We start from the raw sequence: 18,496 nt of genomic DNA on the forward strand, positions 1-18,496 counted from the left end.
GGTTCACGTGGATCGGGAGCTCAACCACCGTGCGGCAGCCCGTGGCATCGTAGGCCACCGAGACGTACACCACCTGGTCGCAGGCGACGATGTTGGTATAGGAGCCCGGGGTGGCGATAGGAGTCTGCCCGTTCTGGGCATCGGTCAGGGTCTCATGGAAAGTCACCGTGATGCCCGCGGGGGGAACCGGCGAACCCAGGATGTCCGCGATGGAAAGCGTCAGGTCGAACGGTGCGAAGCAGTCGTTGTTCGGGTCGCAGACCTCAAGGGGCTGAGGGATTGCCGCCGGCGGGCCTTGGCTAACCGTCAGGGTGACCGGGGCCACCGAGATGCAGCCCGTGGCAAGGTCGACAACCGAGGCGTAAACCACCTGCGGGTTGACCGTATTCTGGAAATTGACAGGGTCGGCGATGTATGACGCGGCCGTGGCATCACCCGCCTGCGCACCCGCCTGGGTCAGGTAATACGAAACGCCCAATCCCGGAACGCCGCCCGAGACCGTAAGGGACTGGCTGGTCAGATCGAAAATCGAGATGCCCGTCGCGTCACCGCAGGCGTTCATCGAGGAGGCGAAGACCGCAGGGAGCGGATCGACCACAAGGTTGAAGCACGCCACGGCGAAACAGCCGCTGGTATCGTTGGTCAGCCTGGCGCATATCTGCTGCGGGCTGCCCGTATTGGTATAGGCCGTCGGGGTCGGGATCGCGTTGGTGCCCAGGACCGCATCGGCGTTGTTCACGTAATAGGTGACCGTAATGCCCGTCTGCCCGTTCAGGATCACGCCGTCCATGGTGGTCAAATCGAAGGATTCCTGGTTGTCCCCCGGAGCGTTGTAATCGCACAGGCGGTAGTCAGGGATCACCGGGTTGGGCACCGGTACCGGATCCACGAAGATATCGACGGTCTGCTGGCTCGAACACTGCGGCGCGGCAGGGTCGAATACCCTGATATGGATCGTCTGGGAGGAGGCCACGATGTTGCAGTAGGCAGAGGACGTCGCTATCGGGCTGGCGCCCGTCTGGGCGTCGGTGGCCGTCTCGTGGAAGCTCACCGAAAGGGCCGCATTGCCCCCGGTGACCTGCGCGATGGCCGGCGTAAGGTCGAAAAGGCACGAGAAGCCATCGTTGTTGTCGTCGCAGACATGGATGTCCGTGGCAGGCAAAGCCACCGGGCTGTTGAAGATCGTGATGGTGAAGCTGTGCTCGTCGGTGCAGTTCGGGGTCGTGCCCGTCTGCGCGAACACGTACATCGTCATCGAGGACGTGATCACGTCGCCAGCGGCATAGGACGTGCCCGTACCGCCGGGACCGCCGAAATATGAACCCGAGTTCAAAAACGGCAAAACATAACTGTCGCACGAAATCACGTTCGACGGGGCGTCGGCGATTGGAGCGGCACTTACATTCACTACAAAATCTGCCTCAGACGTGCAATTTGGCGTTGTACCGGTCTGTGAGAAGATATAAATCGTATTGGCGCCAACAGTGTCGATAACTGTGCCCGATACAATTTGTGTGGCCGCCGATCCGCCTGGTGCGCTGTGATAGGTTTGGCCGGCCGCGAGTGCGGGTAATGTATAACCGATTGATTCACAAACCGTAACATCTAGAGGGTTTGGCATGGCTGGTGTTTGATTCACCGTAATTGTGAAAGAAGCTTCCGCTGTACAATTCGGCACCGTACCAGATTGGGCAAACACATAAATCGTGGTCGTTCCCGGCGTAGTATAAACGGTTCCTGCCAGGATTTCGGTAGCGCCAGAACCACCAGATGCGCTATGATAAGTCTGTCCTGAAGGAAGCACCGGTAACGTATAGCCATCGGCACTACACACGACGACATTGGTCGGTACTGGAGTATTTGGCGTTTGGTTTACAGTGACGACAAAACTACCCTCGGCGGTACAATTTGGCGTTGTCCCCGTTTGAGAATACACATAAATCGTATTTGCGCCAACCGTGTTGATAGTGGTTCCCGCCGCAATTGTGGTCGCAGCCGAACCGCCAGACGCACTGTGGTACGTACTTCCGGCCGGCAATGCTGGCAACACATACCCTGTGGCGCTACAAACAGACACGTTTGAAGGGTTAATGGCCGTTGGCACCGCGTTTACGGTTACCACAAAACTACCTTCGGCCGTGCAGTTTGGCGTCGTGCCCGTTTGCGAATAAATATATATCGTATTTGCTCCGAGTGTATTGATTACAGTACCCGCTGCAATGAGTGTCGCCGCAGCGCCGCCCGATGCACTATGATAGGTGCTGCCTGCAGGTAATGCAGGTAACGTATATCCAACATCGTTACATACCGTCACATTCGACGGGTTCATTGCCGTTGGCGTGGTGTTGACAGTTACCACGAAATCGCCTTCGGCCGTACAATTTGGCGTTGTTCCAGACTGGGCGAACACATAAATCGTGTTTGCGCCCGGCGTATTGATGGTGGTGCCCGCTGCAATTTGAGTGGCCGCCGCTCCGCCCGATGCGCTGTGATAGGTTTGTCCGGCGGGTAAATTCGGCAACAGATAACCGTCACAAACCGTTACATCTGCGGGGTTCGGTGTCGCTGGAGACGGATGAACCGTAATCGTGAAACTCCCTTCCCTGGTGCAATTCGGCGTCGTTCCGGACTGTGCGAAAATGTAAAGTGTAGTCGTGGTATTCGGCGTATTGTATATCGTGCCCGCCACAACTTCCGTGGCCAGCGCTCCGCCCGATGCCGTATGATATGTTTGGCCAGCCGGCAAGATTGGCAACTGATAACCATCGTCACTGCAAACAGACACATTCGCAGGATTTGGTGTTACCGGTGTCTGAATAATGGTGATGTCAAATGAACCTTCAGCCGTACAATTCGGTGTTGTTGCTGATTGTGCAAATATGTAAACCGTTGTGGTTCCCGGCGTATTGTAAACTGTTCCAGCAGGAATTTCGGTCAATGCATCGCCGCCAGTGGCTGTGTGATAAGTTTGTCCAGCAGGCAATGCGGGTAAGGTGTAACCCACGTCGCTACACACGCTAACGTCGGCAGGATTTGGCGTGGCAGGCTGCGGATGGACCGTCAGTGTAAAATCGACCGTGCTGAAAGAAGTCGCATCGGCCACGTCTTCCATCCTGACATAAATGGTTTGCGGATTCGAAGTATTCTGGTACGCGTTGATGCCGGTCAAATCATTCGCGCCCGTATTTGCATCTGCCAGCGTCGTATGGAACGTAATAATGTAATTTGCCGGTGGATTCGATCCAAGAACCTCAGCGATTTGAGGTGTCAGGTCAAAGTCTTCAACGCCGTCGTTTGATAGGTCGTCACACAAAGCCAAATCTGGTGGGTTGTTCGCCGTACCGCAATTCTCATAGTGCAGTACAAAAGGGAATACAACGTAACAATCAAATCCTGAATTGGTTTCCAACACTTTTACCCAAATAATTTCGCCCTCGAAACCTGGATAATTTGTTCTTGGCCCGATAGGGGAAATTTCATTTTCAGCCTCGAACTGCGTGTGGTAGTAACCGATGTCATAGTTCGCAGGGTTCAATACACCGAACATATCGGGCTCAATTTGCGTCAAGTCAAAGTTGTCTCCAGGGCAAGCCGTAGCCTGACTTGGTTCATTACCGATTGGGATGACCGGGTCGCGGAACTCTACAACAATGCAGTCGATCTGCTCGCACGAACCTGTATAGGCGCGAACACAGTACTCGCCTTCTTGGGTTACAGTAATGGCAGGCGTCGTAAGTGGCAAGATGGCGCCATCGAGTGTCCATTCAAAATCATAAACGGTTGGGTCAAGTTCGGTATCAAGCGTCATGGAGGAACCATAACATCCGGCGGTTCCGGACGATACCAACATGTCGTTGCCTAAATCGGCTTGCCCTACGTTAAAACTTCCTGCTTCGATAAATACCGCTGAGTCAAATGCCTGATCCGTATAGTCGCCAATGACGAGTTTTATACTGTACAAATGGTTCGGGATTACGCTAGCAGAGGCTATCATAGGAACGGTTTGACCACGCATGTCTATGTCGGCATTTGCCGGATCGCCTTGGTTAAATTGATCGAAATACTGCGGATAAGATGACACGCAGCCATTATTGAACGCTTGATCCCTAATTGATGTCACTGATATCGGAACATTAGTACCCGGCACCACAGCGACATTCGTCAGTGTGCCTGTGACCTGGTCTTTCAGGATGAAAGCAAACACGTCCGAAAAACCGCACTGGAAGGTACCGTACTCATTGGAGGCAAAGAGAAATCTAAAACTGAAATTGTCCGTAAGCGGTATGAAATCAAATTGAACGTAAGACACATCCGACACAGCACCGCTATTTCCGTTATCATTGTTTACACCCCATAAGTCTTGATTATTTGTCGCTGGCCAACCAATGCTATTATTGTCTGGCAGCCCAGACGCGACCGTTGTAAATTGATCGTCGTTAAACGGCCCTTCACAAGCCTTGGCCTGCCCGCAACGGATCACCACACCACTTTTTAGCGGGAAATCGGAATTATTTCTATGGAAATATCCTACGCCAGGATTGGCAGATGAGCCTACCTGTGCCGTAAAATTTGAAACGTTGGCGCAATCAGAATCGATAAGAATATCTTCCACCAATTCCGGAACCGTATAAGTGCCTACATCTACGGTAACCCAACGCGGCCTTGGCGTATCGGTATCCGAACAACCCGGACAAGCCGGAACCGGATCGGGCGTATCACTGGTCACCGACACGGTATTGGTCAGGTTGACGAATGCGAGGTTATAGTTCAAGGGAACGGCAATCGTAACCGTGTACGTAACGGTTTGCCCGACAGCCAACGTCGCGATGGTATCCACCATATTGCCGGTGCCGCTTGGCCCTAAATCCGAAGACCATGTCATGTCAGAAATCCCCGGCGGCATGTTGTCGGTGACTTCTACATTGAGCGCCTCACTCGGCCCTTGATTGGTCACGGTAATCGTGTAGGTGGTATTTTCGTCCGTCAAATACTGAGTTTGTCCGTTCGTTTTTATTGTGACGATGTTGGCCTGCGGATCAGGAACATCCGTATCGGTACAATTCGGGCAAAGCGGATTTGGGTCAACGGTAGTGCTGTTCGTTGTGACCGTATTGACCAAATCAGTGGTCTGGTCGAAATTGGCCGGAACAGGCATTACCACGGTGTAAATGATCGTATCGCCCACCGCCATGTTCGGAATAGCATCACTCAAGTTACCAGTACCGGATGTACCGTTGTCGCCCGTCCAGGTTACCGTCGCTGGATTGATTCCCGCAGGCACCAAGTCTTGAATGGTCACGTTGGTTGCCGCAGCAGGCCCGTGATTGGTAAGAATGATGGAGTACGTTTGTGTACTACCGGCGGTGTAATTCAGGTCGTTGTCGGTCTTAAAAACAACAATGTCGGCACTGGCAGGAGCAGGCGCGACATCAGAATCAAGTGCGGTGTTGTTGGTGGCGTCGGTCTCGCCTATCGGTGCGGAAACCGAAGCGAGGCTGTCCAGCGTGCCCGTGTAGCCCACGGGGACAAAAATCGTAATGGTGTAGGTAATGGTTTCCCCCGCATTGAGCGTCGGGATCAAATCGTTCAGCGGAACATCCGTGCCACTGGAACCGTTGTCGCCAACCCAAGAAAACTGGGTAATTCCAACAGGAATCGGATTGGTGACGGTCACATTGTCTACATCGCCCGGGCCGTTGTTGGTCACCGTCACGGTATATACCGAAGGATAACCTACAATAAATGCCGATTGGTAGTTGGTGTTTGTGACCACTACGTCACCTTGCGCGCGGCCTTCAATGAAGCCAAAAACAATAAATAGCAAGAACAGTAATTTTCTTTTCATCGCAGCTTTTTTGTTGGTTGTTGGTTTGCTTTGCAACTTTTTTTAAAAAATAATAACAGCCTTTGTTAGGTAAGGACAAAGGCTAATCTTTTGTTAATAATTTTTTAATTCCCAAATATAATTATTTAGCGCAGAACATGTTTGTTAAATTTGCAAAAAAACCTCCCCATGAATAAAATCAGCATCAAGGAAACGCAAAACCCATCCATACTGAAGTTCGAAAGCACCGATTTCATCGTACCCAGCGGCAACTACGAATTCAAGAACATCGACGAGGCCAAATCGTCGCCGCTCGCCCAACAACTCTTCTACTTGCCATTCGTAAAAACCGTTTACTTGTCGGGCAATTTCGTAGCCATCGAACGTTACAGCATCGTAGAATGGGATGACGTAAAAGACGATGTCGCCGAACAAATCGAAGCCTATCTCGAAAAAGGCGCGCCGGTCATCCTCGAGGAAGCCGTTAAGGGCAAAACGCCCGTGTCTGTTTACGCCGAAATGACGCCAAACCCGTCGGCGATGAAATTCGTGGCCAACATCCGGCTCACGAAATCCATGGCAGAATTCAAGAACATCGACGAGGCTGCGCCATCCAACCTCGCGCAAGAGCTGTTCAATTTCCCATACGTCAAGGAAATTTTCATGGACGAAAATTACGTTTCCGTGACCAAATACGACCGTTTCAACTGGGAAGAAATCACCCAGGAAATCAGGACGTTCATCAAACAATTCATCGAAAATGGCGGCATCGTCATCGACGAAAATTACATCAGCCCGGCCAAGCAGGAAAAACAGCAGAACGCCAATTTCGACAACCTCGATGCCACTTCGCAGCAAATCATCAACATCCTCGAAGAATACGTCAAACCGGCTGTGCAAGCCGACGGCGGGAACATTCTTTTTGACTCGTATGATGAGCAGGAAAAGCGCGTAAAAGTCGTGTTGCAAGGCGCGTGCAACGGCTGTCCGTCGTCCACATTCACGCTCAAAAGCGGCATCGAAAACATGCTCAAAGACATGCTCCGCGACGAAAACATCAAAGTCGAAGCGCTCAACGCCTAAGAAAAAATTCAGTAACTTTAAGCGTTCCGGTTTCGGGGCGCTTTTTTTATTTTTTGAAGCATATTCCCGCTGTCCGGCTGTATCTTTTTCTCGGTTAAGAAACCTCAAAAAAGGATGCCGCTTCCATCGGGGCTAGGCTTCGCTCCCAACCCAAATGCCACTTCCATGAACGAACTTTCAAAAGAAACCAGCCCATATTTACTGCAACACGCAAACAACCCGGTGCATTGGAAAGCCTGGAACCGTGGCGCACGCGACAAAGCCACCGCAGAAAACAAGTTAATCATTGTCAGCTCCGGTTATTCGGCTTGCCATTGGTGCCATGTCATGGAGCACGAAAGCTTCGAGAACCAAGAAGTGGCCGATGTCATGAACCGGGATTTCATCGCCATCAAGGTCGATCGCGAAGAACGCCCAGACCTCGACGCCATCTACATGAAAGCCGTCCAAATCATGACCGGGCAAGGCGGCTGGCCCATGAATGTCATCTGTTTGCCCGACGGCCGCCCGGTTTGGGGCGGCACCTACTTCCCGAAACAAAACTGGATCGACGCGCTGGAGCAACTGGCCGACATGTACCGTACCGAGCCGCACCGCATGGAAGAATACGCAGACAAACTGCAAAACGGCTTGCAAACCATCAGCCTGATGCGCGCTGAGCAGCCAGTGGAAATCTCACAAGCTATGCTGGCGCCGCTGGTCGCGAAATGGGTCAAAAGTTTTGATTTGGACTTTGGCGGCCACGCCCGCGCACCCAAATTCATGATGCCTACCAACTGGAAATTCCTGCAACGGTTCGGCCACCAAACGCAAAACCCGGAAGTCCTGGCCCAAGTAGATTTAACCCTGACCAAAATGGCTTACGGCGGCTTGTTCGATACCGTCGGCGGCGGATTTTCACGGTATTCCGTCGATATGGAATGGCACGTACCGCACTTCGAAAAAATGCTGTACGACAACGGGCAACTGGTTTCACTTTACGCCGATGCCTACAAACGGACCCAAAACCCGCTATACCGGGAAGTCGTCGAAAAAACACTTGGCTTCGTGCGGCGCGAATGGGCCAACGGCGAAGGCGGTTTTTACGCCGCACGCGATGCAGACAGCTTAAACCCTGCCGGAAAACTGGAAGAAGGCGCATTCTACGTCTGGACCAAACCTGAATTAGAGCGAATCCTGGGCAATGATTTCGCTTTGTTTTCGGAAGTGTTCAACATCAACGATTTCGGGCATTGGGAACACGGCCACTACGTCTTGATCCAAACCCAGCCGCTCGCTGCCATCGCCCAAAAATTCAATATCGCCGAACAAGACCTGATTGCGCGAAAAAAAGACTGGGAAAAACAACTCTTCCGCCATCGGGAAAACAGGCCAAAACCACGGCTGGACGAAAAATGCATCACGTCCTGGAATGCCATCATGGGCAAGGGTTTCTGCGATGCGTTCAAAGCCTTCGGCCAAGAACAAGACCGCGACGATGCGCTGCAAACCGCACGTTTCATCACCCGGAAATTGTGGTCGCCCGACGGACATTTGTGGCGTTCATATAAAAACGGCCAGGCCGCCATCAATGCCTACCACGAAGATTACGCACATACCGTTGATTTTCTCATCGCTGCCTATGAAATCACCTTCGACGAACATTGGCTACGTGAGGCCAAAAGCCTGACCGACTATTGCTTTTCGCATTTTTACGACGACCACAACGGTTTCTTTCGTTTCACTTCAAACCTTGACGATGCGCTTGTGGCCGCACATTTTGAAACCGAAGACAACGTCATTCCGGCTTCCAACTCGGTCATGGCATCCAACCTTTATAAACTGTCGGTATTTTTCGGGAATGCCTACTATGAAACTGTTTGCGTGAACATGTTGAAACACATTATGCCAGTGGTTGATTATCCGTCGGCTTTTTCCAACTGGCTGAACGTCCTGATGGACTTTTCCGAACAACAACGCGAATTGGCCGTCTGCGGTGACCGCGCGACAGAATATGCGGCAGACATCAACCGGGAATTCCGCCCGAACGTATTGGTTTCGGGCACGGACAAACCGTCGTCGCTGCCATTCCTGGCGCAACGTTTCCAGCAAGGCAAATCACTTTTTTACATCTGCCACAACAAAACCTGCGGGCTTCCTACAGAAAACCCAGCAGAAGCGCGCGCCGCTTTACAGTGAGTTTTTTTTTATTACTTTAGCTTCATAACCAACACATTAAAATCATGGGATTAGGAAGTTTTTTCAAGAATCTTTTTGGCGGCGCAAAAGACAATGCAGACCAAGCAGGCCAAAAAGCCAGCGACACCGTTGACCAAGTGAAAGCCACAACCGAAGAATACGTGGACAAAGCCAAGGAAGCCGCCGCACCTTATATCGAAAAGGCCGAAGAATTCGTAGAAAAGGCCAAGGATTTTGCCGAGGAAAAAATCGAGCAAGCCAAAGAAGCCGCCGCACCTTACATGGAAAAGGCCGAAGAATACGCAGAGAAAGCTGGCGTTGTAGCCGGCGACGTCGTGGACAACGTCCGTGAAAAAGCCGCTCCGGTCATTGACAAGGTCGAAGATTTCGTGAAAGATGCCGCCGACACCGTCAAGGAAAAGGTCAACCAATTCGTAGACGACGGCTCGGAGAAAGCGGAAGATATTGCCAACCAAGCGACACAAACCGGCAACCGCATCGAGGAAGACGCGGATTAATGGGCAGAAAAGCGTAATTTTACAACCTTCCAAAACGGAAGGTTTTTTATGCTATGAGTACGTTTTTAAACATCCATTCGGCCGAAGAATATGCCTCGGCTTTTCTTCAGAAACTTGTTGACTATTCGCCAAGAGTTGTTTCGGCGTTTGTGGTTTTAATTGTTGGTTTGTATGCCATCCGGCTCATCAACCGTTTCGTAAAACGCGTTATGATCCAACGTGCGCTGGACCCGACGCTCTCGAAATTCCTCGCCGACATCTTGCTTTGGGCGCTGCGCGTACTGTTGTTCGTCACTTTCATTTCGAGATTGGGCATTGAAACCTCGTCGTTCGTGGCGATTTTGGGCGCTGCAGGTTTGGCCGTCGGATTGTCCTTGCAAGGTTCGCTGTCCAACTTCGCCGGCGGCATGCTCATCATTCTTTTCAAGCCTTTCCGCGTGGGCGATACGATTGAAGCGCAAAACGTGACCGGAACCGTCAGCGAAATCCAGATTTTCGTGACCAAACTCATCACCGGGCACAACCAGACGATTTTTATCCCGAACGGCATCCTTTCCAACGGTGTAATCATCAACTATTCCATGGAAAGCATCCGCAAGGCCGAACTCACGCTCGCCATTTCATACGATACAGATATCCGCCAAGCCAAAGAAATCATCACCGGCATCATGGCCGCCAACCCGAAAGTCCTGAAAGATCCGGAACCCGTAGTTGTAGTGCGAGAACTCACCGCGCAATCCATCATTTTGGCCGTAAGGCCTTGGAGTACCAATGACGATTTCGGGACGATGCCATCTGAAATCCTAGAAGCGTGTAAGGCAGCATTTGATAAGGCCGGATTGTCTATCCAACCGTATAATGTTGAAGTATCGCGATCGTAAATATGTTGGCCTTCTGTACGTTTTTAACTGACTTTCAACAAGATTTCGAGCATTTTTGACTACCTTGTCATAAAATTTTACTTATGAAAACTATTTTTCTCTGGAGTGCGGTGTTGACATTTTCGATGGGGTTTACCCAGACTTTATTCTACAACCCCACGACCGAAGGCAGGATGATTTATACAAAATCTGACGGTAAAAAGTTCGAGGGAAGCCCCTACTTTGAGGAAGTATTTAGGCCTGTGCGGTTCGATAACGGATCCGTTCGTCAACTCCGTTACAACGCGTACACCGACGCCTTGGAATATACATCTGAAGACAACGCTACGATGATGCTGTTACCCACCAAAGACTCTATAATAAGAACAGCCGATAACCGCCATAGGTATGTTTTCACGAGTTATATGTTCGAAAACAAACCTAAAGAAGGTTACCTGCTACACTTGGGTAATTTCAATAATGTCACACTGTATGCGAGACATTCGGTGACCTTAACCCCTGAATCGCCACCTTCTAATGGTTATAGCACTTACCGGCCTGCCGCATACAAAAAGATGCCAGTACAATACATGGTTAAAGTGGGCAACAATACCATAGTGCCATTTTCTACGAAGAAGAAAGAACTCGCTAAATTGTATCCGGACAAAGAATCACAGATTTCTGACTACCTCAAAAAAAACAAGGTGGATGCCGAAAACGAAGCCCAGATGATTGAGTTCGCAAGATTTCTCGGTACTTTATGATTTGCCGGCGATGAAATCCTTTAGGTAAAAAGGCTCGAAGTACGCGACATCCTCAAATTCCTTCCGCGAGAATTTATCAAGTGCGAGGCCAACCATTTCCTTGGCCGACGGATGCACAACAGCCTCGTGATATACGAATTGATCCGAATGCAAAACCGTTTTGATTTTAGACTGGCAATCGCCGATGATGTGGACTTTCCCCGCGGTTTCAGAAAACGAATCGGCCGTAATGATTTCAGCCTGTACGCCACGGATCAATTTATGCGACGGACTGAATACCGCGCTGTACACTTCCATGCGCCGCGCGTCGAGCATCGGGACGATCACACCGTCGGTGACCGATAATTGTCTGGCCAAAACTTCCAAAGTATCCACGGCAATCATCGGAATGCCGAGTGCGAAACACAACCCTTTGGCGGTGGAAGCACCGATGCGCAAACCCGTGTAAGAACCCGGTCCTTTACTGACGGCAACGGCCGACAAATCCCGGAATTCAATCCCGGCTTTCGCAATGGTTTCTTGTATAAATACGTGTAATTTTTCGGCGTGCGCGTAACCATCGGTAGCCAATTCCTGGCATTCGACAAGTGCGCCGTCGCGGGCCACGCCTACCGAACAATTCTTCGTGGCGGTTTCAATGTGAAGTATGTGCGCCATTAATCAACCGTTACCTGAACACCAGATTCGTCTTCTTTCTTGGCGTCTTTAGATGTGGATTTCTTTTTGTCGCCGCTCGCTTTCACCGCGTCGCCGGGCTTGAGGTCTTTGGTCACGGTCGTGTATGGCCCAACGATGACTTCGTCTCCTTTTTTCAATCCTTCCAGAACCTCGATGTTGGTGTCGTCCTGGATGCCGGTCTTGATGACACGGAGTTTGGCTTTTCCTTTCTCACGGACAAAAACACATTCAAATTTCTTGTCGGATTTGGCCTTGGCTTTGTCGTCTTTATTGGTCTCGCCGACCGGTTTTTTCGCCGAACTCGTATCCGATTTCACCACGACGGCACTAATCGGCACGCCGATGATGTTTTGTTTGCGCTTGGTGATGATGTCAACGGTAGCAGTCATGCCCGGACGGAATGGCGAGTAATTCTTAGGCTTGCCTTCCAGCAAATCCTGATACGATTCCTTCAATATCCTGACTTTCACTTTAAAGTTGGTGACTTGGTCGGCAGTCGTGGCCGTAGCCGCCGAATTCGCGATGCTGGTCACGACGCCTTTGAACTCTTTTTTGAGATACGCATCTACTTCTACATTGGCCGAATCACCGACGGAAATCTTGACGATGTCGTTTTCATTCACATCGACTTCCACTTCCATATTGTCAAGGTTGGCCACGCGAAGGATTTCGGTTCCCGTCATTTGCTGCGTTCCGAGTACACGTTCGCCCAATTCCACGCTGAGTACGGAAATCGTGCCGTCTGCCGGGGAATAAATCGTCGTCCTGCCCAAATTGTCCTTGGCTTCACGGACAGTTGCATTCGCGCTTTGCACGTTGTAATAGGCCGAATTCTTGGCCGCCAACGCCACTTCATACGCCGACACGGCTTTGTCCCAATCTGACTTTGATATAATGCCTTTTTCGTACAGGCTTTTGCTGCGCTCGTAGCTGGTTTTCGCTTCCTTGAATTGCGCGTCGGCCTGACTCAATCCGGCCTTGGTTTGCGACAATCCGGCGATGGTTCTGTTCAATCCCGAGGTGTACAAATCCGGGTTGATTTTTACCAGCAAATCGCCTTTCTTGACGCTTTGTCCTTCCTTGATCGGCAAGTCAATGATTTCGCCCGATACTTCAGAGGAAATCTTCACTTCTACTTCAGGCTGCACTTTTCCGGTAGCCGAAACCGTTTCAACGATGGTAATTTCGTCGGCTTTTGCGATTTCGACTTCTTTGCCTTCGTCCTTGTTGCCGATGGTGCCGGTTTTAGCGAGTACAACAAATAGGATGATGAGCGCCGAAAAGGTGCCGATAAGAATGTATAACGTTCTTTTTGACATGTCGTTTAATTTATGTTGATGGGAATGCCGAAGTAGAACTCGACGACTTTTACCCTAAAAATGTAATCATATTTCGCACGCAACAGTTCAGACTGTGCGTTGACAAACAGCGTTTGCGCCTGATTGAACTCGAACGCGTTCATCATCCCGACGGCCAGTTTTTCCTTGGCATAATTAAAGGCTTCCTGACGGGCTTCGAGTGCTGCCAATGCAGATTCATACGCATTGAGCGCGCCTTTCGCGTCGGTAAAAGCTTGATAGATATTGCGCTCCAGATCGAGTTCGGCTTGAGACAATGCGATTTGCGAACGGTCACGTGCTACTTTGGCGCGTTCTACGCCGTTTCGCGCAGCAAATCCGTTGAGGATTGGGATGTTCAATTGCAGGCCGAAAGAATGGCCTTTGTTGTCGCTGAATTGATCAATGACCGGGTCGGGTTTCCCGACCACCGGAAGCACGTTCGGCGAAAGCACGTTCTGGCCGGTGCCTTCCACCTGCCCTATGACCGAAAACGGCGTATTCGGGTCGGGAATTACGCCTACAACCTGATCGGCATACGCGGCGCGGGTCGTAAAACTGTAAAAGCCCTGCAACGTCGGATAATACGTTCCGCGGGCGATTTTGATGTCGCGCTCGGCAATTTCCATATTCGTGCGGGCAATCTTGAGTTCTACGCGGGTTTCCTTGGCTTTGTCGTAAATCGTTTTGGCCGTTTCGTTCATCGTCGGGCTTTCCTGGATCAGGTAATCCCGGTCTTCAATGTCGAAGGTTTCAAAATCGTCGAGCTGGAGCAATTGCGCCAACGATAATTTGGAAATGAGCAATGTGTTTTCGGCGGCGATGACCGCTTGTTTACTCGATGCTACCGTCGCGTTCATATCGAGCAAGTCGCCACGCGGAATGGAACCTGCATCCACCAAGGCATTGATGCGTTCTTGCTGCTTTTGGTTGATGCCTAGTTGCTCCTTTTGCACCTTCAGGTTTTCCTTGTTGAACAGGATTTGGAGAAATGCATTGGCGACGTTCAGGGAAATATCGTCGCGCACCTTCGAGGAGTTGTATTGCGCGGCGAGCACCGAAAGATTGGCCCGGCGCAAGCGGTTTTGGTTTTGTAAGCCTTTGAAGATGTCGACCCCGATTTGCACGCCGGCCGAGGTAAACTGTGTGGTTTGGTTTTCGAGCAAACCCGTGGTGATGTTCTGGTTCAAACCGATGTTCCAGGAATGTGATGCACTGGCGTTGATGGACGGCAGGAAATTCCCGAAAGCATCTTTCTTGTCAATGCCCGCGAGGTTGTTGTCCAGGTCGGTTTGCTTGATGGTGATGTTGTTCTTGAGCGCATGTTGCACACATTCCATCAACGTCCATTTCTTATCCGGCGCAGCAGGTTGATCGCCTTTTACTTGCGCATGCAACGACAGGCCAAACAACAGCACGAACGCCAAAAGCCGGAAGTTATTTTTCATAAATGAGGTCAGGTTGAGCCAGAGCAAATGTACAATATTTTGTAAGATGTCGGGCGCGTTCACATTCTTTTAAGAAGTCGTTTCACGTGCACAAGACTGGAATGTATATAAATTGTTACAACATCGGTTTCGGTTGGTTGCTTTTGCTAATTTTGCGCGAACATTTGAAACCTGTTTCCCATGAAACACCTAGCTTTTATTCTTTGCTTCGCATTTTTGCTCTCGGGCTGTTCATCGACCCAAAAAATCAACGCGCTGAAACCCGAACCGGACAACGCGGCGCCGCTGGCGTATGAAACCGCCGTGTCTTATTTGAACCTGCCGGTGTCCATCAAACTCAAGGACATCGAAAACCAAGCGAACAAATACATGACGGGCTTGATCTACGAAGACAATAAAATCGAGGACGATGACATCGAGATGAAAATCTGGAAACTTGCGCCGCTCACGATCAGCAATGACAACGGCAAGATCAAAACGGTGTTGCCGCTCAAGGCGTTTATCCGCTACCGCATCGGGACAGACAAATTGGGTGTTGACATGTACAGCACGCGAGAATTCAACCTCAACGGAAAAGTCGCCTTGCTCAGCGGCGTTAACCTCACGAACTGGAAACTCAACACCACGACTTCGTTACAGTCACTGGATTGGAACGAAAGCCCGACCACGACCATTATGGGCAAACAAGTCGCGATCACCTATCTGGTGAATCCGGCCATCAAACTGTTCAAGTCTAAAATCGAGAAAAGCATCGACGAATCCATTTCCAAATCGATGGATTTCAAACCCAACGTGCTTGACGCGCTCGAAAAAATCTGCACGCCGTTCGAGATGAGCGAAACCTACCAAAGTTGGCTGCGCATAGTGCCCCTGGAATTGTACACGACCAACTCGAAACTTTCAAAAGACGCGATATCGATGCAAATGGGCTTGAAATGTAACATGGAAACGCTCATCGGGCAAAAGCCGGCACCAAAATTCGACCGTAGCAAAATCGTCCTCAAGCCGGTATCGTCGATGCCCGATCATGTGACGGCCAACATCGTGGCGGTTTCAACCTACGAAGACGCGTCGAAAATCATGACCAAGAATTTTGCGGGCCAGGAATTCGCCTCGGGCAAACGCAAAGTCACCGTGCAAAACGTGAACATCTGGCACAAAAGCGGCAAAATGGTAATTGCGCTCGATTTGCTCGGCAGCATCAACGGCACGATTTATCTGGCCGGATTTCCGCAATACAACGCCGATACGAAGGAAATTTACTTCGACCAACTCGACTATGCCATCGAAACCAAAAGTACGCTGATGCGCACGGCCAGTTGGCTCGCCCAGGGTTACATTTTGCGGAAGATGCAGGAAAGTTGCCGGTATTCCATCAAACCCAATCTCGACGAAGGCAAACAGAACATCTTGCAGTACATGAAGAATTACTCGCCAATGCCGGGCGTGTTCGTCAACGGGAAAATGAATGACATCGAATTCCAGAAAATCCAATTGACCAACAAAGCGATTGTGGCGTTCGTAAAAGTGGATGGCGATGTGAATGTCACCATCGACGGGTTGAAATAATCAGCTTTTCTTTTTGCCGATTTGCGTCTTGTAGATGTAGAAGAAAATGATGGCGACCAGCACATACGGAATGGCCATCAAATACACGATGCCATCGTTGACCGCTTCGGCTTTCTTGGTGTTGCCTTCTCCTTCGAGTGCTGCGCGGCACATGGCGCATTGGGCGTTCGATGCCGCGGTCGTTAAAAACAGCGCCAACAGGAAGATTATCTTCGTTCCCCAACCCTGAGCCCTGAACCCTGAAATTTGCTTAGTGTGCATAATACGGGGAAATCATCAGGTAAACAACCACGCCGGTCACGGCCACATACAGCCATAAAGGAAAGGCAATTTTTGCAATTTTCTTGTGGCGGTCAAACCGTTGGGCCAGCGCCCGGACATAGGTCACCAACACCAGCGGAATGATGCCGATGGACAGCACGATGTGCGTCAAGAGCAGGAAAACATAGGCGTACAAAGAGGATCCGACAGCGGCTTTTTCTTCGTCTGAGCGGATGCCGTCGAAGTTCGTATCGCCGTATACCGTAGAATCGGCGGTCATGTGATACGCCACGTACATCAGCAGGAATAAGACCGAAAAACCAATGGCCGTAGTCATCAATTTCTCGTGCAATTTCCGGTTGCCTTTTTTGATGGCCATGACGGCCGCAACCAGCACGATGGCGGTTAGGCCGTTAATGGTGGCATAAATTGGCGGCAGGAATGACAATGGTTCGACCTGGATGCCGAAATCTTTTAGTTTAACTGAAAACAATACCGCCACGGCCACCGGAATGGCGATGGACACGATGACGATGAATTTGCTGAATTTCTTTTCGACCCCGATATTTTCTTGGTTACTCATTGAGCAAGATTTTAATGTCTTTGGTGATGGCTTCAATACCCGATTTTTCGATGCCGTCGTAATATACGATCGGGTTGCCGTACTCGTCTTTGCGGCAGCGGATGTTGCCCTTCTTGTCAATCAACGCAAAAAAGCCCGAATGTTCAAAACCGCCGGGGATTTTCGGGTTCTTGCCTGCATATACGTTGAACCCTTTATTGGCAAGATCGAAGATGTACTGTTGGTCTCCGGTGAGGAAATGCCAGTTCGATGATTTGGCACCGATGAGTTTCGCATGGTCTTTCAACACTTGTGGCGTATCATGCGTCGGGTCGATGCTGATGGAGGCGATGCCGAAATTCGGGTTGCCGAAAAACATGTTTTGGATGTCCACCATGTTGCGGTTCATCTTCGGGCAAATGGTCGGGCAGGTCGAAAAGAAAAACTCGACGATATAGACTTTGCCCAGGTAACTTTTGTCGGAAATCTTCTGGCCTTCCTGATTGGTCAGTTCAAATGCAGGGACTTTGCCCAACGTCAGGATAGACGTTTCGGAAGCTCCCGTTCCGCCGACGTTGTCCAGCCTTTCGCCTTTAACGACATCGTTGTTTTCGCAACGGCTGACAATTTTCGGAACGAACAAAATCCCGAAAACCAGGATGATGAACGCCACGCCGATATAGGATTTATTTTTCACGGGTAATGGATTTGGATGCGTTGTTGTTTTTCTTCAAAGCCGCTTTGTATTCATAGAGCAACACTTTAAAATCATCGAGCATCTTGTTGCTGAGTTCCGAGATGTGGAACGAATCATAGCCTTCTTTGTATTCATCGCCCTGACGGCCGCGCAGATTTCGCTTCTTGTCGAGCAAGTAAACATTTGAAGTGCCGACATCGGCGTTGAGCTTTCCTTTGAGTTTAAGTTGGGCATAATAGGCGTTGATTTCTTCCGGCGTGGCAAACACGAAATGCCAGTTGCCGGCTTTGGCCACGCCCTTGAATTGCGCCAAGATATAAGTCGCATCGCGCTCGGTACCGATTGGGCTGACATACACAAATTGCAAATCGTTGAACTCGTGGTAACGCTCGTAAACCCGTTGGTACACATTGTAAAGATTGCCCCGGTTCTTGAGCACGTTTTGCCCCGAAAAGCCCAACACGGTGATTTTCCCGTCAAGTGAAACACGCTGGCCGTTCAATGCGCTCCAACCGCTCGGAAGCTCGGGCACATTCGCGGTAACTACAGGTAATTTGGTGAAGTTGTTGACGCCCGACGCAAAAAAAAGATAGGCTACAATCGGCAAGACAAAAAGCACGAAAAGCACAAGTTTCTTTTTCATTTGGACGGAAAGATATTCGCTTGCAAAAATAAAAAAAGACGGTGTGAAAACCGTCTTTTTTGTGAATTAATATT

General features: G+C 50.3%; 14 protein-coding genes. 6 read left to right on the top strand and 8 right to left on the bottom strand.

The window, feature by feature from the left end:
- Window positions 1–5,845: choice-of-anchor L domain-containing protein (locus ACM9J1_RS13600; protein ID WP_415582627.1), on the bottom strand; the 5,845-nt coding region annotated here is incomplete at its 3' end.
- 168 nt (window positions 5,846–6,013) lie between these two features.
- On the opposite strand from ACM9J1_RS13600, the gene ACM9J1_RS13605 reads away from it, so the two are divergent.
- The 5 genes from ACM9J1_RS13605 (at window position 6,014) to ACM9J1_RS13625 (ending at window position 11,227) form a co-directional block, all read left to right on the top strand.
- A complete protein-coding gene (locus tag ACM9J1_RS13605; RefSeq protein WP_415582628.1) occupies window positions 6,014–6,907 on the top strand; it encodes a NifU family protein in 894 nt (297 codons plus the stop codon).
- Between the two features lie 165 nt (window positions 6,908–7,072).
- Window positions 7,073–9,085 (top strand): thioredoxin domain-containing protein, encoded by a 2,013-nt coding sequence (locus ACM9J1_RS13610; protein WP_415582629.1) that lies wholly within the window; start codon window positions 7,073–7,075, stop codon window positions 9,083–9,085.
- Between the two features lie 44 nt (window positions 9,086–9,129).
- The gene (locus ACM9J1_RS13615) at window positions 9,130–9,603 is read left to right on the top strand and encodes a YtxH domain-containing protein (protein ID WP_415582630.1); all 474 of its coding nucleotides are present in this window, start codon (window positions 9,130–9,132) and stop codon (window positions 9,601–9,603) included.
- 53 nt (window positions 9,604–9,656) lie between these two features.
- A complete protein-coding gene (locus tag ACM9J1_RS13620) occupies window positions 9,657–10,484 on the top strand; it encodes a mechanosensitive ion channel family protein (RefSeq protein WP_415582631.1) in 828 nt (275 codons plus the stop codon).
- 83 nt (window positions 10,485–10,567) lie between these two features.
- The gene (locus ACM9J1_RS13625) at window positions 10,568–11,227 is read left to right on the top strand and encodes a hypothetical protein (RefSeq protein ID WP_415582632.1); all 660 of its coding nucleotides are present in this window, start codon (window positions 10,568–10,570) and stop codon (window positions 11,225–11,227) included.
- On the opposite strand, the gene tsaB is transcribed toward ACM9J1_RS13625, so the two are convergent.
- Genes tsaB through ACM9J1_RS13640 form a run of 3 tightly spaced genes read right to left on the bottom strand, consistent with a single transcriptional unit; the run spans window position 11,222 to window position 14,690 of the window.
- Window positions 11,222–11,884, bottom strand: coding sequence for a tRNA (adenosine(37)-N6)-threonylcarbamoyltransferase complex dimerization subunit type 1 TsaB (gene tsaB / locus ACM9J1_RS13630; RefSeq protein ID WP_415582633.1), 663 nt, complete (start codon window positions 11,882–11,884; stop codon window positions 11,222–11,224). The two genes, ACM9J1_RS13625 and tsaB, sit on opposite strands and share 6 nt — an antisense overlap.
- The gene (locus tag ACM9J1_RS13635; RefSeq protein ID WP_415582634.1) at window positions 11,884–13,224 is read right to left on the bottom strand and encodes an efflux RND transporter periplasmic adaptor subunit; all 1,341 of its coding nucleotides are present in this window, start codon (window positions 13,222–13,224) and stop codon (window positions 11,884–11,886) included. The genes tsaB and ACM9J1_RS13635 overlap by 1 nt, the downstream gene beginning before the upstream one ends.
- A 5-nt stretch (window positions 13,225–13,229) precedes the next feature.
- Entirely contained in the window at window positions 13,230–14,690 is a 1,461-nt protein-coding gene (locus ACM9J1_RS13640; protein WP_415582635.1) for a TolC family protein, read from the bottom strand.
- Window positions 14,691–14,870: 180 nt separating this feature from the next.
- Between ACM9J1_RS13640 and ACM9J1_RS13645 the strand changes: the two genes are divergently transcribed.
- A complete protein-coding gene (locus ACM9J1_RS13645; RefSeq protein WP_415582636.1) occupies window positions 14,871–16,259 on the top strand; it encodes a DUF4403 family protein in 1,389 nt (462 codons plus the stop codon).
- Here the strand turns inward: ACM9J1_RS13645 and ACM9J1_RS13650 are convergent, their stop codons facing one another.
- Genes ACM9J1_RS13650 through ACM9J1_RS13665 form a run of 4 tightly spaced genes read right to left on the bottom strand, consistent with a single transcriptional unit; the run spans window position 16,260 to window position 18,422 of the window.
- Window positions 16,260–16,520, bottom strand: coding sequence for a hypothetical protein (locus ACM9J1_RS13650; RefSeq protein WP_415582637.1), 261 nt, complete (start codon window positions 16,518–16,520; stop codon window positions 16,260–16,262).
- Window positions 16,510–17,103: a DUF420 domain-containing protein gene (locus tag ACM9J1_RS13655; RefSeq protein WP_415582638.1), complete on the bottom strand. Its 594-nt coding sequence runs from the start codon at window positions 17,101–17,103 to the stop codon at window positions 16,510–16,512. The genes ACM9J1_RS13650 and ACM9J1_RS13655 overlap by 11 nt, the downstream gene beginning before the upstream one ends.
- Window positions 17,096–17,779 carry an SCO family protein gene (locus ACM9J1_RS13660; protein ID WP_415582639.1) on the bottom strand — a complete coding sequence of 228 codons (684 nt, stop codon included), beginning with the start codon at window positions 17,777–17,779 and terminating at the stop codon, window positions 17,096–17,098. Before ACM9J1_RS13660 ends, ACM9J1_RS13655 begins: the two co-directional genes overlap by 8 nt.
- Window positions 17,769–18,422, bottom strand: a complete 654-nt coding sequence (locus ACM9J1_RS13665) for a hypothetical protein (RefSeq protein ID WP_415582640.1) — start codon at window positions 18,420–18,422, stop codon at window positions 17,769–17,771. Before ACM9J1_RS13665 ends, ACM9J1_RS13660 begins: the two co-directional genes overlap by 11 nt.
- Window positions 18,423–18,496 lie beyond the last annotated feature (74 nt).

Source organism: Flavobacterium longum (genome assembly GCF_965137575.1).
GTDB classification, from domain to species: Bacteria; Bacteroidota; Bacteroidia; order Flavobacteriales; family Flavobacteriaceae; genus Flavobacterium; species Flavobacterium longum.

Bases quoted from the DNA above. Each gene is read 5' to 3' on its own strand.
- ACM9J1_RS13605 (WP_415582628.1), top strand. From the start codon at position 6,014: ATGAATAAAATCAGCATCAAGGAAACGCAAAACCCATCCATACTGAAG.
- ACM9J1_RS13610 (WP_415582629.1), top strand. From the start codon at position 7,073: ATGAACGAACTTTCAAAAGAAACCAGCCCATATTTACTGCAACACGCA.
- ACM9J1_RS13615 (WP_415582630.1), top strand. From the start codon at position 9,130: ATGGGATTAGGAAGTTTTTTCAAGAATCTTTTTGGCGGCGCAAAAGAC.
- ACM9J1_RS13620 (WP_415582631.1), top strand. From the start codon at position 9,657: ATGAGTACGTTTTTAAACATCCATTCGGCCGAAGAATATGCCTCGGCT.
- ACM9J1_RS13625 (WP_415582632.1), top strand. From the start codon at position 10,568: ATGAAAACTATTTTTCTCTGGAGTGCGGTGTTGACATTTTCGATGGGG.
- tsaB (WP_415582633.1), bottom strand. From the start codon at position 11,884: ATGGCGCACATACTTCACATTGAAACCGCCACGAAGAATTGTTCGGTA.
- ACM9J1_RS13635 (WP_415582634.1), bottom strand. From the start codon at position 13,224: ATGTCAAAAAGAACGTTATACATTCTTATCGGCACCTTTTCGGCGCTC.
- ACM9J1_RS13640 (WP_415582635.1), bottom strand. From the start codon at position 14,690: ATGAAAAATAACTTCCGGCTTTTGGCGTTCGTGCTGTTGTTTGGCCTG.
- ACM9J1_RS13645 (WP_415582636.1), top strand. From the start codon at position 14,871: ATGAAACACCTAGCTTTTATTCTTTGCTTCGCATTTTTGCTCTCGGGC.
- ACM9J1_RS13650 (WP_415582637.1), bottom strand. From the start codon at position 16,520: ATGCACACTAAGCAAATTTCAGGGTTCAGGGCTCAGGGTTGGGGAACG.
- ACM9J1_RS13655 (WP_415582638.1), bottom strand. From the start codon at position 17,103: ATGAGTAACCAAGAAAATATCGGGGTCGAAAAGAAATTCAGCAAATTC.
- ACM9J1_RS13665 (WP_415582640.1), bottom strand. From the start codon at position 18,422: ATGAAAAAGAAACTTGTGCTTTTCGTGCTTTTTGTCTTGCCGATTGTA.